The sequence below is a fragment of the Actinoplanes sp. NPDC048796 genome (assembly GCF_040650035.1).
GTDB lineage: Bacteria > Actinomycetota > Actinomycetes > Mycobacteriales > Micromonosporaceae > Actinoplanes.
Genome location: NZ_JBEZGO010000003.1, coordinates 896854 through 922752, shown reverse-complemented (window position 1 = coordinate 922752; position 25899 = coordinate 896854). Strand labels below are relative to the sequence as shown.

The 25899-nt window shown below is 70.3% G+C and carries 23 protein-coding genes and 1 tRNA gene; 9 read left to right on the top strand and 15 right to left on the bottom strand.

Going from position 1 to position 25899, the window contains the following annotated elements; genetic code table 11:
• Window positions 1-410: 410 nt before the first annotated feature.
• Entirely contained in the window at window positions 411-1391 is a 981-nt protein-coding gene (locus AB0C26_RS17985) for a hypothetical protein (RefSeq protein ID WP_360248038.1), read from the bottom strand.
• A 241-nt stretch (window positions 1392-1632) separates the two neighbouring features.
• Here AB0C26_RS17985 and AB0C26_RS17980 point away from each other — a divergent pair, with 241 nt between their 5' ends.
• The 3 genes from AB0C26_RS17980 to AB0C26_RS17970 are packed head-to-tail and all read left to right on the top strand — an operon-like array spanning window position 1633 to window position 3477.
• Complete coding sequence (locus AB0C26_RS17980; RefSeq protein WP_360248036.1) at window positions 1633-2514, top strand: class E sortase; 882 nt, start codon at window positions 1633-1635, stop codon at window positions 2512-2514.
• A gap of 5 nt (window positions 2515-2519) precedes the next feature.
• Window positions 2520-2825 (top strand): hypothetical protein, encoded by a 306-nt coding sequence (locus AB0C26_RS17975; protein WP_360248034.1) that lies wholly within the window; start codon window positions 2520-2522, stop codon window positions 2823-2825.
• Window position 2826: 1 nt separating this feature from the next.
• On the top strand, window positions 2827-3477 hold the full coding sequence (locus AB0C26_RS17970) for an aminodeoxychorismate/anthranilate synthase component II (protein ID WP_360248032.1): 651 nt from the start codon (window positions 2827-2829) through the stop codon (window positions 3475-3477).
• A 7-nt stretch (window positions 3478-3484) separates the two neighbouring features.
• On the opposite strand, the gene pknB is transcribed toward AB0C26_RS17970, so the two are convergent.
• The 7 genes from pknB to AB0C26_RS17935 all read right to left on the bottom strand — a co-directional run bounded on the left by pknB (window position 3485) and on the right by AB0C26_RS17935 (window position 12336).
• Window positions 3485-5332 carry a Stk1 family PASTA domain-containing Ser/Thr kinase gene (gene pknB / locus AB0C26_RS17965; protein WP_360248030.1) on the bottom strand — a complete coding sequence of 616 codons (1848 nt, stop codon included), beginning with the start codon at window positions 5330-5332 and terminating at the stop codon, window positions 3485-3487.
• Entirely contained in the window at window positions 5329-6645 is a 1317-nt protein-coding gene (locus tag AB0C26_RS17960; RefSeq protein WP_360248028.1) for a protein kinase, read from the bottom strand. The genes pknB and AB0C26_RS17960 overlap by 4 nt, the downstream gene beginning before the upstream one ends.
• A gap of 2 nt (window positions 6646-6647) precedes the next feature.
• Complete coding sequence (locus AB0C26_RS17955; RefSeq protein ID WP_360248026.1) at window positions 6648-8144, bottom strand: penicillin-binding protein 2; 1497 nt, start codon at window positions 8142-8144, stop codon at window positions 6648-6650.
• On the bottom strand, window positions 8141-9598 hold the full coding sequence (locus AB0C26_RS17950) for an FtsW/RodA/SpoVE family cell cycle protein (RefSeq protein WP_360248331.1): 1458 nt from the start codon (window positions 9596-9598) through the stop codon (window positions 8141-8143). Before AB0C26_RS17950 ends, AB0C26_RS17955 begins: the two co-directional genes overlap by 4 nt.
• 79 nt (window positions 9599-9677) lie before the next feature.
• Entirely contained in the window at window positions 9678-11057 is a 1380-nt protein-coding gene (locus tag AB0C26_RS17945; RefSeq protein ID WP_360248024.1) for a PP2C family serine/threonine-protein phosphatase, read from the bottom strand.
• Complete coding sequence (locus AB0C26_RS17940; RefSeq protein ID WP_360248022.1) at window positions 11054-11539, bottom strand: FHA domain-containing protein; 486 nt, start codon at window positions 11537-11539, stop codon at window positions 11054-11056. The genes AB0C26_RS17945 and AB0C26_RS17940 overlap by 4 nt, the downstream gene beginning before the upstream one ends.
• Before the next feature lie 5 nt (window positions 11540-11544).
• A complete protein-coding gene (locus tag AB0C26_RS17935; protein ID WP_360248020.1) occupies window positions 11545-12336 on the bottom strand; it encodes a DUF3662 and FHA domain-containing protein in 792 nt (263 codons plus the stop codon).
• 196 nt (window positions 12337-12532) lie between these two features.
• Between AB0C26_RS17935 and AB0C26_RS17930 the strand changes: the two genes are divergently transcribed.
• The 3 genes from AB0C26_RS17930 to AB0C26_RS17920 all read left to right on the top strand — a co-directional run bounded on the left by AB0C26_RS17930 (window position 12533) and on the right by AB0C26_RS17920 (window position 14661).
• A tRNA-Leu gene (locus AB0C26_RS17930) sits at window positions 12533-12615 on the top strand.
• 556 nt (window positions 12616-13171) lie between these two features.
• Entirely contained in the window at window positions 13172-13942 is a 771-nt protein-coding gene (locus AB0C26_RS17925; protein WP_360248329.1) for a WecB/TagA/CpsF family glycosyltransferase, read from the top strand.
• A gap of 122 nt (window positions 13943-14064) precedes the next feature.
• Window positions 14065-14661, top strand: coding sequence for a hypothetical protein (locus AB0C26_RS17920; RefSeq protein ID WP_360248019.1), 597 nt, complete (start codon window positions 14065-14067; stop codon window positions 14659-14661).
• Here the strand turns inward: AB0C26_RS17920 and AB0C26_RS17915 are convergent.
• From AB0C26_RS17915 to AB0C26_RS17905, 3 genes are all read right to left on the bottom strand, one after another.
• Window positions 14658-15083, bottom strand: a complete 426-nt coding sequence (locus tag AB0C26_RS17915; protein WP_360248017.1) for a hypothetical protein — start codon at window positions 15081-15083, stop codon at window positions 14658-14660. The genes AB0C26_RS17920 and AB0C26_RS17915 overlap by 4 nt on opposite strands.
• Window positions 15084-15199: 116 nt before the next feature.
• Window positions 15200-15424: a DUF397 domain-containing protein gene (locus tag AB0C26_RS17910; protein WP_360248015.1), complete on the bottom strand. Its 225-nt coding sequence runs from the start codon at window positions 15422-15424 to the stop codon at window positions 15200-15202.
• Entirely contained in the window at window positions 15388-16269 is an 882-nt protein-coding gene (locus AB0C26_RS17905; RefSeq protein WP_360248327.1) for a helix-turn-helix transcriptional regulator, read from the bottom strand. Before AB0C26_RS17905 ends, AB0C26_RS17910 begins: the two co-directional genes overlap by 37 nt.
• Before the next feature lie 385 nt (window positions 16270-16654).
• On the opposite strand from AB0C26_RS17905, the gene AB0C26_RS17900 reads away from it, so the two are divergent.
• Window positions 16655-16954: a hypothetical protein gene (locus AB0C26_RS17900; RefSeq protein ID WP_360248013.1), complete on the top strand. Its 300-nt coding sequence runs from the start codon at window positions 16655-16657 to the stop codon at window positions 16952-16954.
• A 4-nt stretch (window positions 16955-16958) separates the two neighbouring features.
• Here the strand turns inward: AB0C26_RS17900 and AB0C26_RS17895 are convergent, their stop codons facing one another.
• Window positions 16959-17978, bottom strand: a complete 1020-nt coding sequence (locus AB0C26_RS17895; RefSeq protein ID WP_360248011.1) for a PASTA domain-containing protein — start codon at window positions 17976-17978, stop codon at window positions 16959-16961.
• Window positions 17979-18145: 167 nt separating this feature from the next.
• Here AB0C26_RS17895 and AB0C26_RS17890 point away from each other — a divergent pair, with 167 nt between their 5' ends.
• Window positions 18146-20293 carry a hypothetical protein gene (locus AB0C26_RS17890; protein ID WP_360248009.1) on the top strand — a complete coding sequence of 716 codons (2148 nt, stop codon included), beginning with the start codon at window positions 18146-18148 and terminating at the stop codon, window positions 20291-20293.
• On the opposite strand, the gene AB0C26_RS17885 is transcribed toward AB0C26_RS17890, so the two are convergent.
• Both AB0C26_RS17885 and AB0C26_RS17880 read right to left on the bottom strand, forming a co-directional pair.
• On the bottom strand, window positions 20290-21759 hold the full coding sequence (locus AB0C26_RS17885) for a glutamate--cysteine ligase (RefSeq protein ID WP_360248325.1): 1470 nt from the start codon (window positions 21757-21759) through the stop codon (window positions 20290-20292). The genes AB0C26_RS17890 and AB0C26_RS17885 overlap by 4 nt on opposite strands.
• 142 nt (window positions 21760-21901) lie before the next feature.
• Window positions 21902-22480: a YceI family protein gene (locus AB0C26_RS17880; RefSeq protein WP_203774324.1), complete on the bottom strand. Its 579-nt coding sequence runs from the start codon at window positions 22478-22480 to the stop codon at window positions 21902-21904.
• A gap of 104 nt (window positions 22481-22584) precedes the next feature.
• Between AB0C26_RS17880 and AB0C26_RS17875 the strand changes: the two genes are divergently transcribed.
• A complete protein-coding gene (locus AB0C26_RS17875; protein ID WP_360248006.1) occupies window positions 22585-23079 on the top strand; it encodes a MarR family transcriptional regulator in 495 nt (164 codons plus the stop codon).
• A 324-nt stretch (window positions 23080-23403) separates the two neighbouring features.
• On the opposite strand, the gene AB0C26_RS17870 is transcribed toward AB0C26_RS17875, so the two are convergent.
• Window positions 23404-25833 carry a helix-turn-helix domain-containing protein gene (locus tag AB0C26_RS17870; RefSeq protein ID WP_360248004.1) on the bottom strand — a complete coding sequence of 810 codons (2430 nt, stop codon included), beginning with the start codon at window positions 25831-25833 and terminating at the stop codon, window positions 23404-23406.
• Window positions 25834-25899 lie beyond the last annotated feature (66 nt).

The following is a 25899-nucleotide window of genomic DNA, read 5'->3' as shown; positions in this document are numbered from 1 at the left end:
CAGGACCCCGCGTTCTCTCCGGCTACCTTCCCGACCCGCCAGGACACCGGCTCCACGCCGTCGACGTTCCCGGCCACACCTCCCCCGCCGCGCCGTGAAGCCCCCCGCGCGGAGCGCCAGGAGAGGTGGTCGACAGCCTTCCCGCAAGCCCAGGACCAGCAGGCGACGTCCGCCCCCGAGCGCACACCCGCCGCCTTCCCCGACCGTCCAGGTCAGACGTCCCCCGCTTTCCCCGACCTCGCCCACCAACCGCCCGCCGCCTCCCCAGAGCGAGCCGCCCAGACGCCCGCCGCCTTCCCCGAGCGAGCCGCCCAGACGCCCGCCGCCTTCCCCGAGCGAGCCGGCCAGGCGCCCGCCGCCTTCCCGGAGCGCACCGGCCGGACGGGCGCGGCGTTCCCCGAGCGTTCGGATCAGCCGGTGGCCGCGACGGAGACCGCGGTGCTGCGGCCCGACGCGGCGGCCCAGCAGCGCATCGCCTCGGCCCGCAACACGCCCGACGAGCTGAACGCCGCCGTAAACGCCGCCCGGCAGCGCCCGATCGAGCACGCCGCGCCGTCGCCCCAGCAATTCGACTTCTTCGACGACGCCCCCGACCACCAGCCTCGCTCGAACGCCCCCACGGCACCCACATCCCCGAGCGGCGCCTTCGAGCCGGCATTCAACGGCCACGCCCCCGCGCCAACGCCGACCTCCTTCGGCACCCCCTCACCCACGTCGGGCTCCTTCGGCGCCGCAACACCCGCACCGACCTCGCTGGGCACCGCAACCCCCACGTCCGGCGCATACGGCACCGCAACCCCCACGTCCGGCGCATACGGCACCGCAACGCCCACGTCGGCCCCGTTGGGCACCCCGACGCCTTCGTCCGGCTCGTTCGGCATCGCCGCACCCGCGCGGACCCCGCTAGGCACCCCGGAGCCAACCTCAGCCTCCTTCGGCACCCCGGCGCCCACCTCCGGCGCGGTAGGTACCTCTGCGCCCGCGTCCGGCGCGTTCGGAACCGCAACGCCCGCGTCAGGCCCCTCAGGACCCGCCACGCCCACGTCAGCCGCGTCCGGGACCGCCGCGCCGACATCAGGCGCCTTCGGCACCGCCGCGCCCCAGTCGGGCGCCTTCGGCACGGCCACCCCGGCGCCACCCACATCGGGCATCTCACCGCCCACCTCGGGCGCCTTCGGGACCGCCGCGCCGACATCAGGCGCGTCCGGGACCGCCGCGCCCCAGTCGGGCGCCTTCGGCACGGCCACCCCGGCGCCACCCACGTCGGGCATCTCAGCGCCCGCGTCGGACGCATTCGGCAGCCCGGCGCCCACTTCCGGCGGGTTCGCCAAGGCGGCGCCCACCTCCGGCGGGTTCGGCGCGCCGGCGTCCACTTCGGCGGCGTTCGGCACGTCCGAGCGGAGCGAACTCGGCAGCTCTTACGCATCTGCCGCCCATAACGATCAAAGCCACCAACCCGCCCAAACCTGGCAGAACGGCTCAAGCTGGCCCGCGGAAGGGATCGGCCGGGCGCCCGACGCGCCTACGAGCCTTCTCCCCGCCGTACCGCCAAGCGCGCCGCAACAGCCGCCCCTGAGAGAAGCCACCGCGCTCTTCTCCGCGGTGCCGGGGAAGGCGGCGCAAGCCGCGAAGGTGAACGCCGAGCCCGACGCGGCCCTCGGTGCCGCTCCGGCCGTCCCGCCGTCGCCGGGTGGCCCCAAGCCCACCGGAGAGGTTGTCGAAGAGGTGGAGCCCAAGCGGGGCGAAAAGGTCGTTCGGCTGCGACCCGAGCAGACCGGTGAGGGTTACAAGAGCGTCTACTCCGAGCTCACCCGGCCCACCGTCGCCTCGCGGGTTCGGGGCGGGATCCGGATCTCGGGCGAGCTGATGATCACCTTCGGGCTGATCGTGCTGTTGTTCGCCGGCTACGAGGTGTTCGGCAACTCGGCCAAGGTTCAGGCCGAGCAGGACACCCTCGCGACCGAGCTCGACCAGGCGTGGAACGACCCGACCGTCGCGCCGGCCGCCTCCGCGCCCGCGGCCAAGGCCCCGGACGCGCCCGGCGCCAACCTGGTCGGCCGGCTCTACATCCCGAAGCTCGACAAGAAGTGGGTCGTCGTCGACGGCGTCACGCCGGCCGACATCCGCTACGCCCCCGGTCACTACCCCGACTCGGCCGATCCGGGCCAGATCGGCAACTTCTCGGTGGCCGGTCACCGGATCAAGAAGATCTTCTGGCGGCTCGACGAGCTCAAGGACGGCGACGTCATCGGTGTGGAGACCCGCACCAACTGGTACGTCTACCGGGTGTACTCGCAGGAGGTCGTGAAGCCGACCGCCGTCGAGGTCGTCGCCCCCGTGCCGGGCAAGCCGAAAGCCAAGCCGAAGCAGGCGCTGCTCACGCTGACCACCTGCAACCCGAAGTACAACAACTACCAGCGCTTGATCATCCACGCCGAGCTCGTCTCGACGACCAAGCGCGACCAGAAGCTGCCCGACGCCGGCATGCCGACCCCGATCAAGACAGGGGTCTGAGGCCGATGTACGCGTGGATCTGGCGCAAGCTTCCGTTCGGTTTCTGGGGCAAGTTGTCCACCTCGCTCGGGCTGATCGCGGCCACTACCGCGCTGCTCTGGTACGTGGTGTTCCCCTGGGCCACCCCGCTGCTGCCCTTCGACGACGTGCAGGTCGGCACGGGCACCGAGCAGCAGGGCCCGGACCCGAACGCGGTCGACTCCGACAGTCCCGATCACGGGCCGGACGAGATCCCGTACAGCACCGAGTCGAACGCTCCGCATCCTTCCGAATCCGCCACCACCGGTGGCGGCGGCCTCCCGGGTGATTGACGTGCGCATTCTGGTCATCGACAACTACGACTCGTTCGTCTTCAACCTGGTGCAGTACCTGGGCCAGCTCGGCGCCGAGTGCGTGGTGCGCCGCAACGACGAGATCTCCGTCGACGACGTCGGCACCTTCGGGGCCGCCGGTGTCCTGCTCTCGCCGGGCCCGGGCTCCCCGGAGCGGGCCGGCATCATGATGGACGTCATCACGTCGTACGCGGGAAAGCTTCCGATGTTCGGTGTGTGCCTGGGCCATCAGGCGATCGGGGCCGCGTTCGGCGCCACCGTCACCCGCGCGCCGGAGCTGCTGCACGGCAAGACCTCGCTGGTGCACCACACCGGTGACGGCGTGCTGGCCGGCCTGCCCGAGCCGTTCACCGCGACCCGCTACCACTCGCTGGCCGTGCTGCCCGAGACGCTGCCGGGCGAGATCGAGGTGACCGGCCGCACCGAGTCGGGCGTGGTGATGGCGATGCGTCACCGCGAGCTGCCGATCGAGGGCGTGCAGTTCCACCCGGAGTCGGTGCTGACCGAGGGCGGTCACACCATGCTGGCGAACTGGCTGGCCTCCTGCGGCCTGCCGTCGGCCCTGGAAAAGGCGCCGCCGCTCGCCGCCGAGGTCGAGTCCCGGCGCCGAGCGGCGTTCGCCACCGCTTAGCGAGAAGTCACTCCGGCCGGTTGCCCAGCAGCGATTCGCTGATCAGGCCGCCGCCCGTGCCGCCGCCGTTGCCGTCACCGGGCGTCGGCGTCGGCGTCGGGGTCTGGCCCGGGTCGGGCGTGTCGGGCGGCGTGCTCTGCTCGGCGATGACCGTCAGGGTCACCTTGCCGCCCTTCTTCACCGACTCGCCGGCCTTCGGGTTCTGGTCGACGACCGTGCCGGGCGTGCCGTTCGGGTCGTCCACGGTCTGGATGCTGACGTTGAACGGTCCGTTGTTGTCGAGGATGCCCTCGGCCACCGCCTGCTGGATGTCGGTCACCTTGGGCATCTTGACGAGCTGGCCGTTCGAGACGGAGACGTCGATGGTGGTGCCCGGCTCGACCTTCTTGCCCTGCTTCTCGACCTTGGTCACGACGCCGGTCGGCTGGATGCTGTCGACCGTCTCAAAGTTGGCCTTCAAGCCCAGCTCGCGCAGTCGGGCGCTGGCGTTGTCCTTCGTGCCGCCGACCAGGTTGGACGGCACGGTGACTGGGTCCGGCTTGATGCAGAGCTGGTAGGTGATCGGCGTGTCGAGGGTGACCTGCTCGCCGGCCTTCGGGCTCTGGCTCTCGACCGTGCCGTCGCAGTCGGTGTCCTGGCGCGGCGTCTCCGGGGAGACGTTCTTGAAGCCCGCTTTCTGCAGCGCCGCGATCGCGTCCTCGTTGCTCTGACCGTCGAGGTTCGGCACGGCGACCAGCACCGGCGTCGACTGGGTGGCCGTCGGCGTGGTGGTCGGCTTGTCGTCTTCGCGGGTCATGGCCAGGGCCACACCGAGCACGATCACGACCAGCACACCGAGCGCGGCCAGCGAGGCCCAGACCCACGACGAGCGGCGGTCCGGCTGTCCCGGCGGCCCGCCGACCGGACGCTGCATGGTCGTCGCCGCCTGCGGCTGCCACTGCCGCGGCTGCGGTCCCTGCTGCAGGGCCATGGTCTCGGCCTGCGACATCACCGGGGTGGCCAGCACCGGGCGCCCGGAGACGGCGCGCAGCGCGTCGGCCCGCATCTCCTGGGCGCTCTGGTAGCGGTTGATCGGGTTTTTGGCGAGGGCCTTGAGCACGATCGCGTCGACGTCCGGCGGAACCTCGTGGTTGATCTCGCTGGGCGCCTTGGGGTCTTCCCGCACGTGCTGGTACGCCACGCTGACCGGGCTGTCGCCGACGAACGGCGGGTGGCCCACCAGCAGCTCGAACAGCACGCAGCCGGCCGCGTACACATCGGAGCGGGCGTCGACGGCCTCGCCCCGGGCCTGCTCCGGCGAGAGGTACTGCGCCGTGCCGATGACCGCGCTGGTCTGCGTCATGGTGGTCGCGCCGCTGGCCAGGGCCCGGGCGATACCGAAGTCCATGACCTTGACCTGGCCGTTCTGCGTGATCATCACGTTGCCGGGCTTGATGTCCCGGTGGATGATCCCGTGGCGGTGGCTGAACTCCAGGGCGGCGTCGATGTCGGCGATGATCTCGAGGGCGCGGCGCACCGGGATGCGCTGCTCCTGGGCGAGGACTTCCTTGAGGGTCCGCCCGTTGACGAACTCCATGACGATGAACGGCAGTTTCTCACCGGTGGCGGAGATCTCCTCGCCGGTGTCGTAGACGGCCACGATCGCCGGGTGGTTCAGGGCCGCGGAGTTCTGGGCCTCCCGCCGGAACCTCTCCTGGAACGTCGCGTCGCGGGCCAGGTCGGTGCGCAGCATCTTGATGGCCACGTCGCGGCCGAGCCGGAGATCGCGCCCCCGGTGCACCTCGGCCATGCCGCCGTAGCCCAAGAGTTCGCCGACCTGATACCTGCCACCGAGCAGGCGGGCCTGCGCCGTCATAGCGTCTGTCGTCCTTCGTTCGCTGAGATCCAGCCGGGGTTGGCGCCCGTCTGTGTGATTAGACGGTACGACGCCGCCGGCGGTGCCCCGCCATCGACGCCCGTGTGGAATACGGCCGCGTTGTCCTGGCCCTGCTTGAGAAGGAAGGAGATGACCCCCGCGCAGAGCAGGACCAGCAGCGCGAGAACCACGGCGAGCACGATCAGCACCTGCCGCCCGCCGGAGCTCTCCGGCTTGGCGGCCGGGGCCGGCTGTGATTGATACGGCTGACGGTAGGGCTGCGGTTGAACCGGCGGACCGGATGGTACGGAAGCGGCGCCACGGGCGCCGGAGACGGGTCGCTGCGCCGGCGGGTATTGCGGGCGGGCGGCGCCGCCCACGACCGGCGAGCCGGGCATGGCCGGGCCGGACGGCGGCCGGGGGATCCCGGCCGGGCTGACCGGCGGGGCGGCGCGCATCGGCTGGGGCGCGCTCGCCGGTTGCTGGGAGGTGGAGGACAGCGACGCCGCGGCCTGGCGGGCGATGGCGGCCATGGCCGACGCCGACGGCCAGCGGGCGGCCGGGTCTTTCGCCATGGCGCGGTCGACGATGCTGCGCACCGCGGGCGGGATGTCGCCGGGCAGCGGGCGCGGGTTGTCCCGGACGTGCTTCATCGCGATCTCGAGCGGCGTGGCGCCGTCGAACGGCCGGTGGCCGGAGAGGCACTGGTAGGCGACCACGCCGAGCGCGTACACGTCGGAGGCGGGCGTGGCCACGGCGCCGGAGGCCTGCTCGGGCGAGATGTACGACGCGGTGCCGAGCACCGAGCCGGCGACGGTCAGCTGCCCGACCAGGGCCGACCGGGCGATGCCGAAGTCGGTGAGCACGAGCGTGCCGTTCGGGCGGACCAGCAGGTTGCCCGGTTTGACGTCGCGATGCACGATGCCGTTCGCGTGCGCGGCCTGGAGCGCGTCGGCGGCCTGGGCGACCAGCGCCATCGTGCGGGCCGGGGTCAGCCGGCCGACCCGGCTCAGCGTCCGCGAGAGGGCGTCGCCTTCGACGTACTCCATCACGAGGAACGCGAGCTGCTGGTCGCTGCCGTAGTCGTAGACGTCGACGACCCCGGGGTGATTGATCGTGGCCATGGTGCGTGCCTCGCCCCGGAACCGCTCGGCGAAGCCCGGCTCGTCGAGCAGCGCGGGCAGCAGGATCTTGACGGCGACCGTCCGGCCCAGCACCTCGTCGGTGCCGCGCCACACGTCGCCCATCCCACCGCCGGCGATGCGCTCGTCGAGACGGTAGCGCCCGCCGAGGGTCACCCCAGGGCTGATCATGCTCAGTCCCCTCCCCGACCGGCCGCGGCCTTCATGATGAGCCCGGCGATCCGGGCCGCCTCGGCGCTGGCATGGCCGCCGGGCACGTTCTCCAGCATGACGCAGACCGCGGAGACCGCCTCGCCCTTCTCGTTGTAGGCGAATCCGATGAACCAGCCGTGCGGGTCGGCGCCCTCGGCGTTCTGCGCCGTACCGGTCTTGCCGCCCACCTCGAAGCCGCTGATCTTGGCCTTCTTGCCGGTACCGCTCTTGACGACGCTGACCATCATCTCCTTGAGATCGGAGGCGACGGACTCGTTGATCGGCGTACGCAGGGTCTTCGGCTCGGCGTTGTAGATCGAGCGACGGTCCGGGCTGAGCAGCTGCTGCACCAGGTACGGCCGCATCTGCTTGCCGCCGTTGGCCACGGTGGCGGCCATGAGCGCGCCCTGCATCGGCGTCATCCGCACGTCACGCTGCCCGATCGACGACTGGGCCAGGGCGCCCTTGTCGACGCTGCCGTCCGGGTTGGCGATCTTGCCGGTGTCGCTGGCCGCGACCGGCAGGCCGTCGCCCTCGAGGTTGCCGACCTCGAGGCTGTCGTCCTCGAAGCCGAACGCCTTCGCCGTCTCGAGGACCTTGTCGCGGCCCAGCTTGACGCCGAGCTTGGCGAAACCGGTGTTGCAGCTCTCGGTCAGCGCCTCCTTGAGGGTGACCTCGCCGTCGGGGCAAACCTCGTCCTCGGCGTTGCGGATGACCGCACCGCTCTCCTTGTAAACGCTGCCGGCCGGGATCTCGGTCTGCTGGTTGTAGCCGTTCTGCAACGCGGCCGCCGACACGATCACCTTGAAGGTCGAGCCGGGCGGCAGCGTCTCCTGCGTGGCCCGGTTCAGCAGCGGCTGGTCCTCAGCTTTGTTGAGCTTGTTGTACGCCGCCGCGGCCGCCTTCTCGTCGTGGCTGACCAGCGGGTTCGGGTCGTAGCTGGGAATCGAGACCATGGCCTGCACGGCGCCGGAGCGCGGGTCGATCGCGACCGCCGCGCCCTTCTCCACATCGCGCTCGTTGTTGAGCAGCTGCTTGTACGCCGTCTCCTGCGCGCTCGGGTTCAGCGTCAGCACGACGTTGCCGCCACCGGTGTCGTTGCCGGTGAACATGTCCTTCACCCGGTCGGCGAACAGCTTGTCGCTCTCCCCCGAGAGGAAGTCGTTCTCGCTGTTCTCGATGCCCGTGGCGGCCAGGCCGACCGGCCGGTAGCCGAGCACCGGCGCGTAGACCTCCTTCTTGGGGTACACGCGCAGGTACTTCAGGGTGTCGTCGGTGACCTTGTTGGTGGCCAGCCCGATGCCGCCCGCCTCGATCACACCGCGCGGGCGCTCGTACTGCGCCACCACGACGCGGCGGTTGTACTCGTTCGTGCGGTAGGTGTCGGCCTTGTAGGCCTGCACCCAGTTGAGGTTGGCGAAGAGCAGGCCGAACAGAACGAGGATGACCACGCCGGCCCGCCGGAGGGGTGCGTTCACGGCTTGATCACCTCCGTCATGGCGCCGTGGAGCTGGGTGGGAGCCTTCTTGGGTCCGCCGGGGCGGTCGCCGCCACCACCACTCCCCGCGGGCCCTCGGGCCGCGTTGGAGATTCTCAAGAGCATCGCGATCAACAACCAGTTCGCCATCAGTGACGAGCCACCCGCCGAGAGGAACGGCGTGGTCTGGCCCGTGAGCGGGATCAGTCCGGTGATGCCACCAAGGATGACGAAGACCTGCAAACCGAGGGTGAACGCGAGGCCGCCGGCGACCAGCTTGCCGAACGAGTCGCGCACCGCGAGGCCGGCCCGCAGGCCGCGCTCGACGATCAGCAGGTAGATCACCAGCAGCGCGGAGAGACCGAACAGGCCGATCTCCTCACCCATGCCGGCGAAGATGAAGTCGGTGCGCACCTCGGGCACGAAGCCCGGCGACCCCGAGCCCGGACCGGACCCGAACAGCCCGCCCGTGCCGAGCGCGAGCAGGCCCTGCACCAGCTGGTAGCTGCCGCCGACCCGGTCGTAGTTCTCGGTCGCGAACGGCTCGAGCCACACCTCGGCGCGGTCGTAGAAGTTCGCGAACGGGCCGCCGACCGAGGCGCCCAGCAGGTAGGCCAGGTAGACGCCGCCGAAGAACAGCAGCAGGCCGATGATCAGCCAACTGGCCCGTTCGGTCGCCACGTACAGCGTCACGACGAACAGGCCGAAGTAGAGCAGCGCGGTGCCCAGGTCCTTTTCGAAGACCAGCACCAGGAGGCTGAGCAGCCACACCGTGACGACCGGTCCGAGGTCGCGCCCGCGCGGGAAGTCGATGCCGAGGAACCGGCGGCTGGCCAGCGAGAGCACTTCTCTCTTGTGGACCAGGTAGTACGCGAAGAACGAGACCAGGGCCAGCTTGGCGAACTCGCCGGGCTGGATCGAGAACGAGCCGACCCGGATCCACAGCTTGGCGCCGTTGATCTCGGACAGGCTCGACGGCAGCACGGCCGGGATCATGACGAGCACGATGCCGACCAGGCCCAGGGTGTACGCGTACCGGGAGACCACCTTGTGGTCACGCACCACGAGCAGCAGCACCGCGGCCAGGATCAGCGCGGCCAGCGTCCAGGCCAGCTGCCGCCCGCCCGTGCCGGCGAAGAAGCCCGGCTCGGGCTCGTTGTTGGCGATCGAGCGGGCCAGGTCGAGGCGGCGCAGGAAGCCCACACCGAGCCCGTTGACCAGGGCCACGGCCGGAATCAGGACCGGGTCCGCGTACGGCGCGGTGTAGCGCACCACGACGTGCAGCCCCAGGAAGAGGACGCTGAGCAGCGCCGCCGGCACCCAGAAGGTCGCGGTGATCTTGTCGAACTGGTTGGCCTCGACGATGGCGCCGTACGCCGCGACGAGCGCCATGGCGAACGCGAGCAGACCCAGCTCGGCGTTGCGCTGGGTCTTCATTCCCGGGATACGCGACATCTCACCCGTGGAGCTGGGCGTGGGAGCCGGTACGGCGGGCGCGGTCAAGAGGTATCCCCAGACGTTGTCGAGCCGGAGCTCAGTTGACGGTCCGGCACCCGACCGGATCGACGACCGGGGGCGCTGACTCGGTGACCTGAGCTGACGGCGGGAGAGCGGGTGCGGTGGTGGCGGCACCCGCCGGCGGCGCCGTGGGCGCCGGAGTGGTGGGAGCCGCGGCCGCGGCGGCCGCGGTGCTGCACAGCGGCTTCAGGTTCGGGTTGGACGGCTGGTCGACGGTGAGCTCGGTCAGCACCCGCTGGGCGTCCGGCCGGTCCTCGGCGTGGATGCCCTGCTTCACCCTGTCCTGCGCGACCAGTGTCAGGTCGTCGAGCCGGGTCGGGCTGGTCTCGTTCACCGTCGACAGGTCGAGGCCGGCGACCTGCCCCGGCACGCCGCGGAATATCGCGATCTGACCGGCGTCGGTCGCGCCGACGTAGTACTGGTCCTGGGTGTAGCGATAGCCCAGCCAGAGACCGCCGCCGAGCACGCCGAGCAGCACGAGCACCAGCAGGCTGGTGCGGACCGGGTGGCCCTTGGGCGCCGGCTCCTCCGGCTGCTGCGGCTCGGGCTGCGGCTGCGCCGGCCGTGGAGCCTGCAGCGCGGCGGCCCGCGAGGCCGGGGTGGAGGTGTCGGCGACCGTGTTGTTGCCCCGGTCGATCGAGGCGGCGCCGCCGACGATGGGCGCCTGCTCGACGATGTCGGCGTCGGTCGCGTCCGCTATCACCACGGTGATGTTGTCCGGACCGCCGCCGCGCAGCGCGAGCTGCACCAGCCGTTCCACGCAGGCCTGCGGGTCGGCGATCTCCCGCATCGTCTGGCCGATCGTGTCGGCGCTGACGACACCGGAGAGACCGTCGCTGCAGATCAGGTAGCGGTCACCCTTGAGCACCTGGCGAACCGAGTACTCCGGGTCGATGTCCCGGCCGTCGAGGGCGCGGGTCAGCAGCGACCGCTGCGGGTGGCTGCTCGCCTCCTCGGGGCTGACGCGCCCCTCGTCGACGAGCATCTGCACGTACGTGTCGTCCTTGGTGATCTGGGCGAACTCACCGTTGCGCAGCAGGTAGGCCCGGCTGTCACCGATGTGCACCATGCCGAACTTGCTGCCCGAGAAGAGCACCGCGGTCAGCGTGGTGCCCATCCCCTCGAGCTGCGGGTTGGCGTCGACGGTGTCACGCAGATGCTGGTTGGCGAGACCGACCGCGTGGCGCAACGCGTCCACCAGAGCGTCACCGGGGACGTCCTCGTCGAGCGGAGCCATCGCGGCGATGACGATATTGGAGGCGACGTCTCCGGCGGCCATGCCGCCCATCCCGTCGGCGACAGCAAGCAGCCGCGGCCCGGCGTAGACGGAGTCCTGGTTCAGGTCTCGGATCAGACCGCGGTCGCTCTGAGCGGCGTAGCGCAGGGTCAGGGTCATGGCCGTAACTCGAGTGAAGTGCGACCGATACGGATCGGTACGCCAAGGGGGACGGGAGTAGGTCCGGAGACCTTACCGCGGTCGAGGTACGTGCCGTTCGTCGAGCCGAGATCCTCGACGAACCACTGACCGTCCCGCGGCACGAGCCGAGCGTGCCGAGCGGAGGCGAAATCGTCGGTGATGATGAGGGTGGAGTCCTCAGCACGACCGATAGTGATCGGAGCCTCACTCAGCGTGATTCGCGTACCGGCCAGCTGGCCGGCGGTCACCACGAGTTGCCGTGCCGCCTTACCGCGCTTGGCCTTCGCCGGCGGCGGACCCGCGGGCACCGTGCCACCCACCCCCCGAGGGCTGGCGACGATGCCCTTGGACCGAGCCCCGGCGAAGAGATCCTTACGGATCACCCCCACCACCGTGAACACGAAGATCCACAGAAGGATGAGGAAGCCGAACCGGGCGACGGTGAGGACGAATTCGGGCAAGGTCGCTAGCCGTCCACTCGGAAGGTGAGCGTGGTCGTCCCGAGCTGGATCATGTCGCCCGGGTTGAGGGCCACGGCCGAGACGCGCTGGCCGTTGACCATCGTCCCGTTCGTCGACCCGAGATCGGTCAGCACGACCTGGTTGCCGTCGTAGTCGAGCCGCGCGTGCCGCCGCGAGATGCCGACGTCGGGCAGGCGAAGGTTCGCCTGGTCGCCACGGCCGATCACGGTCGAGCCCATCTGGAGCGGGTACGTACGCCCGTCACCCGAGATGAGGCCCACGCTGCCGCGCCCGTTCGGCATGCCGCCGCCACCGTGCTGCTGGTAGCCACCCTGGTCGTACGGCGGGTACTGCGGCCCGGCGTCGTAGGCCGGCTGCTGCACCGGGGCGACCTCGCCACCCGTGTAGACCTCGGCCGTCACGCGGAACATGCCCGTGTCGAGCCCGTCCCCACGCTCGATCTCGACGATCACGTCGCCGTAGACCGTCCAGGCCTGCTCACCGATGAACTCGGCCTGAGACTGGGCCAGCTCCTGGGCCAGCGCGGCGGCATAGGGCGCCAGCCGGCTGTGGTCATAAGGTGAGAGGTCGATCACGTAGCGGTTCGGCACCAGCGTGCGGCCACCGGCCAAGATGGCCTTGTGCGCCTCTGCCTCCCGCTGCATGGCATTCAGAATCTCCACAGGGTGCACGACACCCTTGAAGACCTTGGCGAAGGCCCCTTCGACCAGGCCTTCCAATCGCTTCTCAAAGCGCTGCAGCACGCTCACCGGCTCCTCCTCGGCTTCCGAGGACATGATGGTATCCGGCCGCCGCTTGCGCATCTTTAGCTCAAGGACGACCGGCACTTCTGACCCTCGTATGACACCCGTAGACGCCGTGCTAGTCTTCTCGGCGTCACAGGCGATATCAACTCGCATGGTGACGTGCGACAGCGTAGTCTGTCGCAGCTAGTAACAAAAAGGCAGGCCTTCGGGCAGGCTTTATAGCCACGGGGATGTGGCGGAATGGCAGACGCGCACGGTTCAGGTCCGTGTGTCCGAAAGGACGTGGGGGTTCAACTCCCCCCATCCCCACGAGTCGCAGGCGCCCCTGTGTCCGCTGAGAAGCGCGGACCGGGGCGCCTCGTCATATCTGCCTGGGGGGCGACCCCCCAGACCCCCACGGTGCGGTGGGCGCGGTGCGTGAGTCGGTTGCGGTGGGCGCAGCGGGTACCCGCGTGGGTGAGTTTCTTTGGTGAGATTTCTTCAGTCTGAAGTTTCGTCGGAGCGCGAGATCACGATTTGGATTCGTGGACGTGTCGCGGGCGCCGGGCGCGTCGGCGGAGTTGAGTGATTTGTCTCTTTTAGGGGTTTGGGTGGGTCCCGTCGCAACGGGACCCACCCAACCCCAGCCACCCTCCAACCGCAACCAGAACGACAGCCCCCCCGGGTCCCAGCAGCGATGGCCGGGGTCTGGGACAGAGCCCCAGGAATAACAGCCCCCACCAAAGCGCTCGCCTGCCCAGGTGACTCCCCTACCCCCCGCTATGCTCGGCGGCGAAAATCGACAGGTGGCCAAAACCCCATGGAGCGTGCTGTGACCGCCAACCAGACCGACGTCCGATCGGGCAAGCGCAGCGTCCTGGGAGTAATGGTCGACATCACCGACTACGCCACCGCCACCCAGCAGATCATCGAGGCGGCCCACGCCCGGCGCCCGTACGCCGTGACCGCCCTGGCCGTACACGGCGTCATGACCGGCGTGGAGGACAAGGCCCACAACGCCCGCCTCAACTCCTTCGACCTGGTGACCCCCGACGGCCAGCCCGTCCGCTGGGCCCTCAACCTTCTCCACCACGCCAACCTGGCCGACCGCGTCTACGGCCCCACCCTCACCCTGAAAGTGGTGGAGAGGGCCGCCGCCGACGGCCTGCCGATCTACCTGTACGGCTCGACGCAGCCGACCCTCGACCGCCTGGTGCCCGCCCTGGAGCGCATGTTCCCCGCGCTGAAGATCGCCGGAGTCGAGGCCTCGAAGTTCCGGACCAGCCACCCCGGTGAGGCCGAGGAGATCGCCGAGCGGATCAAGGCGTCCGGCGCCCGGATCGTTCTGGTCGGTCTGGGCTGCCCGCGGCAGGAGATCTTCACGTACGCCATGCGCCCGCTTCTCGACATGCCGCTTCTGGCCGTGGGTGCCGCCTTCGACTACCACGCCGGCCTGCTGAAGAACCCGCCCGCGTGGATGCAGAAGTACGCCCTGGAGTGGCTCTGGCGTCTCGGCCTGGAGCCCAAGCGCCTGTGGAAGCGGTACGTCCTGCTCAACCCGGCCTACCTGGCCCGCCTGGCCGCTCAGCGCAGCGGACTGTGGAAGGCGACGCCGCCCGCGCCGGCCACCGAGCCGGTCACTTCCTTCGCGGTCTAGGACAAACCGCTCCACTGTGGGCGCTCGGGGTTTACCCGCGTGTCGGAGAACACTCCCCTACGGGTGTCGGTCCGGTGATAACCCGGTTTCGCTTCGTGCGCGCCGGGTGAAGGCTGGTCGATGTGAACACCGTTGCGGACCTCATCCTCGCCGGCGCCCTGGTCGCCGTCTGGCTCACCGCCGGACTGCTGGCCGACAGGCTGTCGGCCGCCCGTTCGGCGCGTGAGCTCCGCCGCCGCGCCGGCACTCTCACCGCGCTGGTCGCGGCGGGCGCCTCGGTGTTCGTCGCCGTCCCGGTGGTGACCGGTCTTCTGCCGGGCGATTCGGCGGCTCCGGCCGCCGCGCTGGCCTCGGCCGTGCCGGCTCTGATCGTGCTCACGGCGAGCCTGCACAGGTTGAGCCGGGTACGTCGCGGCGCGGGCGCGTTCGCCTCGGCCCCGCAGACTCCGGTTCCGCCCGGCCTGCGTGCCGCCGCCGCGCACCCGTTGATGCTGGTTCCGTTGCAGGTGACCGCGCTGGCCACATTGCTCGGTCTGCCGATCGCGGCGCGGGTGGTGGAGGTGCCCGGCGCCGACCTGGCCGGCATCGCGATCACCGTGGTGGGTGTGGCCGTGCTGGCCATCGGGATCCGGGCGGCCCTGCGGCACAGCCGGCTCAGCGTGCTGGTGCTCGCGCCGATGGGGCGCGGCCGGCCGAAGATTCCGGCCGGCATCCGCTAGTTCTTCTTGGCTTCCTGCACGTAGAGCAGTTCGAGGATGGAGCGCGCCGCCTCGAACCAGCGGTCCAGCCAGTCCGACGGCGGCAGCGTGCCACGTGCCGGCAGTTCCATCAGCAGGCCGCGGAGCAGCGGGTGGTCGGCCATCGACTGGGAACTGGAGTCGGGCCAGCCACTCGACGGGAAGACCGGCTCGGACAGCCCTTGAAGGTCGAGCGACGGCAGCTTGGCCGCGCGGTCGAGCGGGCTGGTGGGCTCGATGCTGTGCGACCGGCCCGGCGATCGCACGGGCAGCCCCGACGAACTGTCGCTGTTGTCCGAGAGTGCGTCGCGCCGGTTCTGGCGGTACGCGCTGACTCCTCCACTGAACCGGTCCTGCGCCGTGGAGGAGGAACCGCTGCTGAGGTTTTCCGAACCAATCGTCATATGTCTGCCCTGCCTCGCTAGCTTTTGGCGGTTCAACGAGGCGGCTGCGCAAATGACTACGGCCGGCTCTCCCGCTCGGCGGGAGGGCCGGCCGCGTCGCGACGCCGACCGCGAGGTCAGAGGTCGAACTCGCCGTCCTTGGCACCGCCGACGAACGCGTCCCACTCGGCGGCGGTGAAGATCAGCGCCGGACCGTCCGGGTTCTTGGAGTCGCGCACCGCGATGGCCTCATCGACGAACGCCACCTCGACGCAGTTGTCGGAGTTGGGGCCGCTGCGCGTGCTCTTGAACCACTGTGCGTGGCTCAGATCGAGCCGGAAACCCTTCGATTCGACTTCCACAATGGCTCCTCTACCAGCATTTCAATCATCTCGATGGACTCCTCCGGGGGGAGGGCCGTCGCCTGGATGCTCTCGAAGATGGAGATGTACTTACCGAGCTCCTCGGCCTTCTCCAGAAACAGTCCGCCGGTCGCGCTGTCGATGTAGACCACGTCCGCGTCCCCCTCCTCTTCGAACTCGAGAATGGCGAACGTGCTGTCCATGCTCGCATGCGCGCCGACCGCGAACGGCAAGATCTGCAACGTGACGTTCGGCAACCGTGCGGCGTTGATCAATTTCGCCAATTGATCAACCATGACCGCGTCGCCGCCGACCGGCCGGCTCACCACCGCCTCATCGAGCACCACCCAAAGATCGATCGGATCGTCCTGAATCAATAACGACTGCCGCTCCATCCGGACGCGCACTCGCTGCTCGATTTCCTGGTCGTTGTCCCCCAACCGGGCGGCCCGAATCATCGCAATTGCATACTCTTCGCTCTGCAGAAGACCAGGGATGACCTGCTGTTCGTACGTCCGGATGCACCTGGTCGCCGCCTCGAGTCCCACATAGGCGCCGCTCAAAACCGTCGAAAAGGGATGCCACCATCCCTTTTGCCTTGCTTCTCGGGCAATTTGGACAAGTTCTTGCGCCACGGCGGCACTTACGCCATAAATGTCCAACATGGCCGAAACATCGCCAGGCGTGGCGCTCGTATGGCCCGTCTCGATTCGGGATACTTTGGACGTGGAACATCCGAGTCGCTCGGCCACCATGTCGATCGTGATTCGGGCCGCCTCCCGGTGCCGGCGCAACTCGACCCCGAGCCGGCGACGGCGAATGGTGGGACTGCGATGCTGATTCACAAGCACCAGTCTCCTGTCGATCATTTAATGATTCAAGTTGACGGCCGCCAAGACCAACAATCACGGATGGCTGACATGCAACTTGCATCGATCCGACTCGTGGTGCAATCTTTTCGGTATGGCTCGTATCACTCTGTCAACTTGGAGGATGCGACCAAGCGCGGCTCAGTGCACCGATACGGCGCCGATTGCACGGTGCCGATCCTCACCACGTCCGAATTGGACTGATCCACTAGGGATCCTCGAGCAGGATCGGTCATGGTGACGTTCCGCAACGCTTTCGGTGATTGGCATCATCGGATGCTTGCAATGGCGTTTCTGCCGTGCACACTTGTTGCTTCCGTGTCAAGGTTCACCCCGAGACGATTACAGGGCAGGAGTTGACGTGTTACCTCGGTCCGGTGATGTCATACACGTGACAAAGGCGGCCAGCGTCCAGTTCGCGGCGCCGATGCTCTTCCGTGTCATCCGGGTCCATGACTGGCCCACCTACGAGGGCTGGATCTGGCTGGACGGTTACGAGCTCAACCCCACGGGAGACGCGGTCGAGCGACGATCGATCTTCGTCCAGGTCAGCGGTCTACGTGCCGTCGGCAAGGCGCCCGACCCCCGGGCGCGCAACGGCCGGCAGCCGGGCCTGGGCAGCGGTGTCGTCCAGAACCGCGCCGCACGCGCCAACCGCTGAGGCGTCACTGACCGTCCGTGTCGGCGCCCGGCGTGGCGCCGGTGGTCGCGGTCGTCGGTACGGTCGTCGCGGCATCAGCGGCGACCACGAGCGTGACGACAGTGTCCGGTGGTACTTCCTGCCCCTCCGCCGGATCACTGTCGACCACGGTCCCCGCCGGCGCGTTCACCGCACGGTATTTGATCCGATAGTTCAGGCCGGTCTCGTTCAGCGCCGATTCCGCCGCCGCTAGCGCCAAGCCGCGCAGCGCGGGCACGGTGACCTCCGTGTCCGTCGGGTCGGTGGTGGTCGGAGTCGGCGCGGTGGTCGTCGTCGGCGGCGCCGTGCTGGGCGCGGTGGTCTCCGTGGTCGCGCTCGTGGCCGTGGTGGCCGTCCGCGTCGGTGCGGCCGCCGACGACATCGTCACCGCCGGCGTCGGCGTGTCGTCGCTGTCGTCGTCCTGCACGATCAGATAGATCGCCCAGCCCAGGACCCCGAGCAGAACGAGCGCGATGACGCCGACCACGATCGGCATCCACCAGCGGTCGCGCCCGGGCGGCTCGGCGTCGGCCGCGGCCCAGTCGACCTCGGGATACCCCCGGCCCGGCTGCGGCGCGCGCACCTCGGCCCGCCCCGACCAGGCCGGGTTGGCCCGGCTCGGCGCCCAGTCGTCGACCGGCATGACGGCGGTCGGCGCGTCTTTGACCGGCGTGTCTTTGTAGGCCGGCACCGTGCGTACGTCGTCAAGCGTGTCGTCAGTCCGGGCGCCGCCCGACAGCGTGTCCTCGTCCGACGGCGGCGGCGCCTTCGCCGGCTCGACCTTGGTCTCGTCATCCGTCTCGTCGTCGGCGGCGGGTACGGCCTTCGTCTCGTCGGCGGCGGGTACGGCCTTCGTCTCGTCGGCGACGGCGGGCAGGTCGAGCCGGGTCGCGTCGCCGGCCTTGTCGGGCCCGGCGGCGTCGGGCTTGCCCGGGCCGGCGGCAGGCTTGTCGGGCCCGGTCGAGTCCTCCGCCGCGGGCTCGCCGGGCCGCTTCTCGTCGGACATCAGCCACTCCTCCGGCTAGGTCACCCGCATGGGTCAACGTATCGAATCTTGGGGGACGTGTCTGGCCTCCGCAGGACAAACACACCAGGTGAGCCCGGGTGAAACGGCCATCCGTGCGGTTACCGACGGATTAGCAGGCATCGGCGCTTACCGCTACAGTGCCCGGCATGGCCGACAAACGGGCCGGCAACAAGGCCGACGATGGCTGGATCGTGCGGGTGGCCACCGCCGCCGGAGTGGCGGCGGGCGCCGGCGCCGCCCAGCTGGGCCTGGGCTACGGCCTGGGCGTGGTGGCGTGGCCGAGCGCCACGACGCCGGACGACAGCGTCTGGCTCGGCAGTCTCGGCTGGGCCACGTGGATAGCGGCCAGCGCCACGGTCTTCGGCGCCGTCGTCGGCAGCCGGGTCCGCGGTGGTCCGGGTCCTCGGTCAACGGCCGCTTGGCGCTTCGCCCTGGCCGCCTGCGCGGCCCTGGGCGCCCTGGTGACGGTCGCGCTGATCGCTCTTCCGGCTCGTTCGGCCGTACGCCCGGACACGTTCACACCCCAGGTGATCGCCGGCGGCTACGCCGCGATCGGCCTGCTCCTGGGTTTGATAGTCGCCTTCTGGGCCGTCTCCTCGACCCCAGTGGCGGCCAACCTGATCGCCACCACCGGATGGCTCTGGGCCTTGGCGATCGCCGCCATCATCGTCGAGCTGGCCACCAACCGAACGTCAGCCACGTACCTGACAAGCTGGCAGTTCGTCGAGGTCGCCTCGAGCGGCCGCTACGGAGCCATCTACTGGCCGAGCGCCCTGCTGACCTTGGCCGCCGCCTTCCTGGTCGGCGCCATCACCGTCGCCCCCGCCGCCCGCCGAGGCGACCTCAGCGCCGCCGCCGCCACCTCGGGCGCGGCCGGCCCGCTGCTGGTCGCCTTCGCCTTCCTGGCCCTGGCCCCACGCCTGACCGGCGCCCTGGGCCCGATCGAGTCCGCCTACTTGATCGCCCCCTACGCCGTCCTCACCGGCCTGGCCGGCTCCGCCTTGACCGTCACCGCCACCCGCTCCACCATCACCCGCCGAGCCGCCCGCTCCGCCGCCGCCTCCTCTTCCACCGCCGCCGCCTCCTCTTCCACCGCCGGCGCCTCCTTCTCCTCCTCCGCCGCTGCCTCCTCTTCCGCCGGCGCCTCCTTCTCCTCCTCTTCCTCCGGCACCGACGACACCACCGCCGCGGTGCCTCTCACTTCTCGTTCCGCCCACACCCCACCCGCGGCGGTACCAGCACCTACGCCCTCTCCGCGGCCAGCACCCTCGGCGTCACCCGTCTCGACAGCCTCTCCGTCACCCATCGCGACCGCGCCGCCCACGCCTTCGGCTTCGCCCGCACCGGCCGAGGCATCGCCCAAGCCCTTCTCGGGTCCTGCGCCGACCGCTGAAACCGCGTCCGCAAAACCCGCCAAGGTGAAACGCGGACTATTCGGCCGCTCGAAAGTTCCCGTCCCGCCAGGTGCCGCACAAACGGACGAATCGCCGCTGGCACGGGACCGCTCGACTGCGGACACTCCCGAAATCGCGGCCGTTCCCATAGCCAAGGCCCCCCTCGCAGCCACGGACGCCGCCGCAGCCAGGGACGTCTCCACAGCCAGGGACGCCTCCGCAGCCAGGGACGTCTCCACAGCCAGGGACGCCGCCGCAGCCAGGGACGCCTCCGCAGTCAAGGCCGTTCCCGTGGCCGAAACCGTCCCCACAGCTAACACCGCTCCCGCAGCCAACACCGTTCCCGCGGCCAGGGCTGTTCCCGAGACCAAGACCGTTCCCCCGGCCAAGGCGGTTCCCGCAGCCAAGGCTGTTCCCGCGGCCGCCAGCCGGAACGCCGCACAAGCCACCTCCCGCGTCGGCGACAAGCCCAAGCGATCGACCAGAAAGCCGGAGCAATCCAGCGACGACCTCGGATTGGTCAGCGGCGCACCCGAGCAGCTCAGCGACCAGCGTGGGCGGGTCGTCGACCAGCCCGGACGAGTCAGCGACAAGCCCGGACGAGTCAGCGACAAGCCCGAGCGGATCGCCGACGCGTCCGAGCGGATCGCCGGCGCACCCGATCGGGCCGCCGACACGTCCGGGCGGGTCGCCGGCGAATCTGGGTGGAGCTCCGAGAAGACCGCCGAGATCAAGCCCATCGGCAACGCGCCGGTTGTCGACCCGGAGATTGCGGCCGCTGCCCGTCCTACGCGGGGCCGGCCGGCGAAGAAGGCGGCTCCGAAGTCGACGGTCACTCCGCCGCCGTCCACTCCGACCATTGCGCAAATCAACCCGAAACCCCCGCAGCAGCGGGACTAAGCACTGGGCCAGGTGTGGACCGGCTCGTCGGTCTGTTGCAGAGACCAGTAGCGGAGCAGCATCTCGCGGAGGGCGGCCGGACGGGTCAGGCCCCGGTGGTGTTCGGCGTGGCGTACGAAATCGGTCTGCCAGGTGGCGCCGTTGCGGGCTAGCCGGCACCGTTCGTCGATGACCGCGAGCAGGCGGTCGCGCAGGGAAGGGTCGACGCCGTAGAGGTCCAGGCCGGCGTACGCCTTCGGCAGCAGCACCGAGCGCACCAGGTCGGTGACCGCTATCTCGCCCCGGCCGGGCCAGGTCATCGTCGCCTCGATGCCGCCGCGGGCGCCGGCGTGGAAGTTGGCGCGGGCCGCGGCGAAGGGCAGGCGGGACCAGATCGGCCGTTCCTCCTCGGCCAGTTGGCGCACCACGCCGTAGTAGAAGGCCGCGTTGGCCAGCAGGTCGGTCAGGGTCGGCCCGGACGGCAGCACCCGGTTCTCCACCCGCAGGTGGGGGCGGTCCTCCGTGACGTCGTAGACGGGCCGGTTCCACCGGTAGACCGTGCCGTTGTGCAGGCGCAGTTCCCCCAGGTGGGGCACTCCGCCCGCCCGCAGGACCTCGAACGGATCTTCGCGGTCCAGGATCGGCAGCAGCGGCGGAAAGAATGTGACGTTCTCCTCGAAGAGGTCGAAGACGGACGTGATCCACCGTTCGCCGAACCACACCCGTGGGCGTACGCCCTGCGCCTTGAGCTCGTCCGGGCGCGTGTCGGTGGCCTGCTCGAACAGGGCGATCCGAGTTTCCGCCCACAGCCGGCGTCCGTACAGGAAAGGCGAATTTGCCCCTATCGCCACCTGGGGGCCGGCGATCGCCTGGGACGCGTTCCAGAATCGGTGGAAGCGGTCCGGCGGCACCTGAAGGTGGAACTGCACGCTGGTGCAGGCCGCCTCCGGCGTGATCGAGTCGCTGGCGCTCTGCAGTCGTTCGACGCCGTGGATGTCGACGCGGAACTGTTCGCCGCGCGCGCCGGCCATCTCGTCGTTGAGCAGGCGGTAGCGCTCGTTGGCGGAGAGGCTTTCGAGCACCAGGTCGCCGGGGGTGAGGGTGGGCAGCATGCCGATCGTCACGAGCCGGCAGTCGGCTTTGGCGGCGGCCCGGTCCAGGCTGTCGCGCAGCGCGTGTTCATAGTCGGCGAGGCCGCGGCCGGTGATGGGGCGCGGCGGGACGTTCAGTTCGAGGTTGAACTGGCCGAGCTCGGTCTGGAACGACGGGTCGTCGAGGCGGGCCAGGACTTCGGCGTTGCGCATGGCCGGCCGGGCGTCGGCGTCGATCAGGTTGATCTCGATCTCGAGGCCGGTCATGCCGTCACGCGAGGCGAAGGCGCCCTGGTCGAGCATCTGAGCGAATGCGTCGAGGCAATGCCGCACTTTGTGTCTGTACTGCACGCGATCTTCGGGTGCGAAACCCACTTGCCCTCCCGGCACGGCCAGGGACGAAACGGACGTCGATCACCACTCTGTGAGCGAACCTTTACGCCCGGTCCACCTTGCCATCCCGGCGGGCGGTAACACCAGTAAACGAAGAGCCGCCGTCCGACATGCGGACGGCGGCTCCGAAGTAGAGCGTCAGGCCTCAGGCGCGGCGTACGGCCTCGCCCTCGATCTCGATCTTGATCTTCTTGCTGACCATGACGCCACCGCTCTCGAGGGCCATGTTCCAGGTCAGGCCCCAGTCCTCGCGGTCGATCTCGGTGTGCGCGCTGAAACCGAAGACCGACTGGCCGTACGGGCTGGTGCCGGCACCCTCGAACTCGACGACCAGCTCGACCGGCTTGGTCACGCCCTTGATGGTGAGCTCACCGTCGAGGACGAACTCGGCGCCGGAGTGGCTCTTGATGCCGGTGCTGCGGAACTCGAGGGTCGGGTACTTCTCGGACTCGAAGAAGTCGCCGCTGCGGAGGTGGTTGTCGCGGTCGACCTGGCCGGTCTCGATGCTGGCGGCGTTGATCGACGCGGTGACCGAGGACTGCAGCGGGTCCTCAGCGATGGTGATCACGGCGCTGGCCTCGGCGAACTGGCCGCGGACCTTGCTGACCATTAGGTGTCGCGCCACGAACCCGACGCGCTTGTGCGCGGCATCCAGGTCGTAGGTGCCGGCGGCCGGGATCTGCAGACCCTCGAAGGCGCGAGTGGTGGCGACGGACTCGGTCATGACAATTCCTTCTCTCGAAGCACGGGACGGTCGGTGTTTGTCTGACACAGCAACTATATGCCAAGCAATATTCCACGTGTCAAGGGCCGGTGTAGGATGGTCATGTGAGTACGAACCTGGATGACCCCCGCTTCACCGCCATCGGGCTGTTCACCGAAGCGTTCACGGGGCTGACCAATCGTTTCGCCGCCCAGTTCGAGGAACACCGCCTCTCAGCCGTCGAGTTCGAGGTGCTGATGAGGCTCGCCCGCTCCCCTGGTCACCGGCTCCGCATGACCGACCTCGCCGGTCAGACCTCTTTGTCCACTAGTGGTGTCACCCGTGTCGTCGACCGGATGGACCGCGACGGCCTGGTCCGCCGCGAGGCCTGTGCCACCGACCGCCGCAGCTCGTATGCGGTGATCACCGATGACGGCCGGCAGCGGCTCGACGAGGTGCTGCCGGGGCATCTCGAGCTGCTTCAGCAGTGGTTCATCGGCCAGCTCAGCCCGGCCGAGCTGGACGGGATGATGACCTCGCTCCGCCGCATTCGGGACGCCGTCAACCCGTGCGCGACGGCCGGCAGCACCGACGCCGAGGAACCCGCCGCAGCCGCCTGATCACGGCCGGTGGCGCCGCCGGGCCACAACCGGCAGAAGTACCGGCAGGATCGGGCGACGCGGTGACCAAAAGGGACAAATCTCCCCGTTTTCCCGGCCCTGCGCGGCTACTGTGATCGCGCAGGGGGATGCGGCGCGACCGAGGCGCGTGCGGGGCTGACGGGGGAGCTTCGTTCTCGCCGCGTAACTGGTGGGGCGTTGCGACGGCCGGCGCGTGGGGGGCACGATCGCCGGCCGTCGCCGCCCCTCCTCCGCCAAGAAAGCGCCGTCAAGACAGCGCCGCCTAGACAAGGCCGCCTAGACAAGGCCGCCTAGACAAGGCCGTCAGAACAGGTCGCCGAGCCTCGCGCGATCTCGCGGCAGCAGGGTGATCCCGCCGGTCCGGCAGAGCTCCCGCAGCCGCTGCTCGGCCGCCTCGCGCTCCTCGGCGTTGGGCGTGCTGACGATCAGGCCGACCAGAGCCTCGACCGTGTCTCGAGGATCATGGCTTCCCTCGTACGCGTCGACAGCCGCCGAGAAGCACTCGGCCGCCCTCTTGTTCTCGCCCCGGCGCAGCGCGATCGCCGCCTCCACGATCGCGGCCGGGCCGTCCGGCGGTTGATCGCCCTCGGGGCGGAGCTGGTTCCGCACCGCGCTCGCCTCGGCGACGCGGCCCGACTCGGCCAGCGCCTGGCCGATCGTGGCCAGCAGCCGCCGCCGATGATTCGGGTCGCCGACCTCGCTCAGCTCGGTCATCGCGCTGCGCCCCAGCCGCTCGGCCTCCTCGGGATGCCCGTCCAGGCGCGCCACCTCGGCCAGGTTGGCCAGCGCCACCGCGCGCAGCCGGAGCTCGCCGCACGCGCCGGCCAGCTCGTCCACCGCGGCCAGGCGGCGCCGCGCGGCCGGCAGGTCGCCCTCCCTGATCTCGTGCCAGGTCAGGTTGTTCTCGGCGATGGCCATGTCCCGCGTACGGCCACCGCGGCGGGCCAGGAGCAACGCCGCCTCGCCGTGTCGCCGTGCCTCGCCGAACCCGCCGGTGGTCATCCACAGGGACGCGAGCTGGGTGTGCGCGGTGAGCTGGCCGGCCGCCGAGCCGAGCCATTCGAACTCGGCCAGCGCCGCGGTCGCCGAGCCGATCTCCTCGGCACCGGCGCCGTGTTCGAGCGCGAGCTGGGCCAGGCCGATACGTGCCCAGGCCCGGACGGCCGGGTCGGCGTCGGCGGTACGGGGATCGTCGACGAGCCGGCGCAACCACTGCCGCCCCGTGACGTCGCGCCCGCGGAACCGCCACCAGCGCGGCAGCGCGGCCGCTATCCGCAGCGCGGTGTGCGGGTCCTCCCGCGCCGCGAACGCCAGCGCCGCGCCCAGGTCGCCGGCGACGCTGTCGAGGCGGTCGGCCGCCTCGGCCAGCCGGACGCCGATCAGGTCGGGCGCTGTGCGCTGGGCGAGATCGGCCAGGGCCAGCGCGTGCCGCCGCCGCGCCTCGGTCAGCTCGCCCTCGGCCGCGGCCCGTTCGGCCGCGAAGTCGCGCACCACGTCGAGCAGCCGGAACCGGAAGGCCCGGCGGCCGCGCACGCTGAGCAGGCCCAGCTCGAGCAGCCGGTCGAGCAGGTGCACCACGTCGGCGTGGTCGTCGCCGATCAGCTGCTCGGCCAGCTCGAGCGACCAGCGGTACCGGAACATGGCGAGCCGGCGCAGGGCCCGCTGCTCGCCGTCGTCGAGCAGCCGGTAGCTCGCCGCCACCGCCTCGCGCAGCGACACCACGGTCTCGCGGGCGGGCAGCCCGGAACCGGGACGGTCGAGGTCGAGCACCCGGTCCCCGTACCGGTCGAGGATCTCGGGAACGGTCAGCACGCGCCCGCGCGCGGCGGCCAGTTCGATGGCGAGCGGCAGCCCGCCGAGCCGCCGGACGAGCGCGGCCAGGGGTGTCACCTCGTCGGGCTCGAGCTCACGGCCCAGACGCTGGAGGAAAAGACCGACCGCGGGGTACGCCGCCACGTCCGGCCGGGCGTTCGTGGTCTCGGAGGGCGGTGCGGTGAGCGGGGCGACCGGCCACACTCTTTCCGCCCGCAGGCCGACCGGGTGCCGCCCGGTGGCGAGGAACCGCAGCTCGGGCAGGCGTTCGAGGAGGCGGGCCAGGCTCTCGGCGGCGGCCTCGGGTGAGCGCTCGACCGCGTCGACGAAGAGCAGGGCAGCCCGGCCACCGAGCCGTTCCCGCAGGTCGTCGGGGCCGCCCACACCGAATTCGGCGGCGATGCTGCCGAGCATCTCGCCGACCGTGCTGCCATCGGTGATCACCACGCCGGCCACGCCGCCGGGGTAGGTGCGGGCGACCCGGCGCGCGACCACGAAGGCGAGGCTGGTCTTGCCGACCCCGGCGATGCCGACCAGGGTGAGCCCGCGCGGGCCGTCGGGATCGGTCAGCAGGGTGTCGAGCTCGGCGATGTCGTCGTCGCGGCCGATCAGCTCGACGGTCTGCAGAACCCGGAGGAAGCCGGTGGACGGCGGCGCCGGTTCCTCAGTGGACTGGCCTCGGGCCGCGGCCAGGAACGCCTCCCGCTCGGCGCCGGCCAGACTCAGCGCGGCCGCCAGCAACTCGGCCGTCGTGCGCTGAGGGCGGGACGCCCGGCCGCGTTCCAGATCGCGAACGGTCCGGACGCCGATGGCGGCCCGGGCGGCCAGTTCCTCCTGGGTCAGCCTGGCGGTGAGCCGGTGGCGGCGCAGCACGAGGGCGAAGCCGGAACCCGCCCGGTCGTCCACCTCGTCAGCCGCCATGAGACCGAACCTATGCAGGGCGGACGTCACCCGCGAGCAGAGATCCGCTCTTGTCGGAAAGCGGAC

What these genes read in the sequence shown, in the direction of transcription:
- AB0C26_RS17915 (WP_360248017.1), bottom strand. Translation starts at nt 15,083, where the DNA reads ATGACGATTGGTTCGGAAAACCTCAGCAGCGGTTCCTCCTCCACGGCG.
- AB0C26_RS17945 (WP_360248024.1), bottom strand. Translation starts at nt 11,057, where the DNA reads ATGACCCTGACCCTGCGCTACGCCGCTCAGAGCGACCGCGGTCTGATC.
- AB0C26_RS17890 (WP_360248009.1), top strand. Translation starts at nt 18,146, where the DNA reads ATGGCCGACAAACGGGCCGGCAACAAGGCCGACGATGGCTGGATCGTG.
- AB0C26_RS17960 (WP_360248028.1), bottom strand. Translation starts at nt 6,645, where the DNA reads ATGATCAGCCCTGGGGTGACCCTCGGCGGGCGCTACCGTCTCGACGAG.
- AB0C26_RS17975 (WP_360248034.1), top strand. Translation starts at nt 2,520, where the DNA reads ATGTACGCGTGGATCTGGCGCAAGCTTCCGTTCGGTTTCTGGGGCAAG.
- AB0C26_RS17870 (WP_360248004.1), bottom strand. Translation starts at nt 25,833, where the DNA reads ATGGCGGCTGACGAGGTGGACGACCGGGCGGGTTCCGGCTTCGCCCTC.
- pknB (WP_360248030.1), bottom strand. Translation starts at nt 5,332, where the DNA reads ATGACGGCGCAGGCCCGCCTGCTCGGTGGCAGGTATCAGGTCGGCGAA.
- AB0C26_RS17880 (WP_203774324.1), bottom strand. Translation starts at nt 22,480, where the DNA reads ATGACCGAGTCCGTCGCCACCACTCGCGCCTTCGAGGGTCTGCAGATC.
- AB0C26_RS17895 (WP_360248011.1), bottom strand. Translation starts at nt 17,978, where the DNA reads ATGTCCGACGAGAAGCGGCCCGGCGAGCCCGCGGCGGAGGACTCGACC.
- AB0C26_RS17925 (WP_360248329.1), top strand. Translation starts at nt 13,172, where the DNA reads ATGGTCGACATCACCGACTACGCCACCGCCACCCAGCAGATCATCGAG.
- AB0C26_RS17935 (WP_360248020.1), bottom strand. Translation starts at nt 12,336, where the DNA reads ATGTCCTCGGAAGCCGAGGAGGAGCCGGTGAGCGTGCTGCAGCGCTTT.
- AB0C26_RS17950 (WP_360248331.1), bottom strand. Translation starts at nt 9,598, where the DNA reads ATGTCGCGTATCCCGGGAATGAAGACCCAGCGCAACGCCGAGCTGGGT.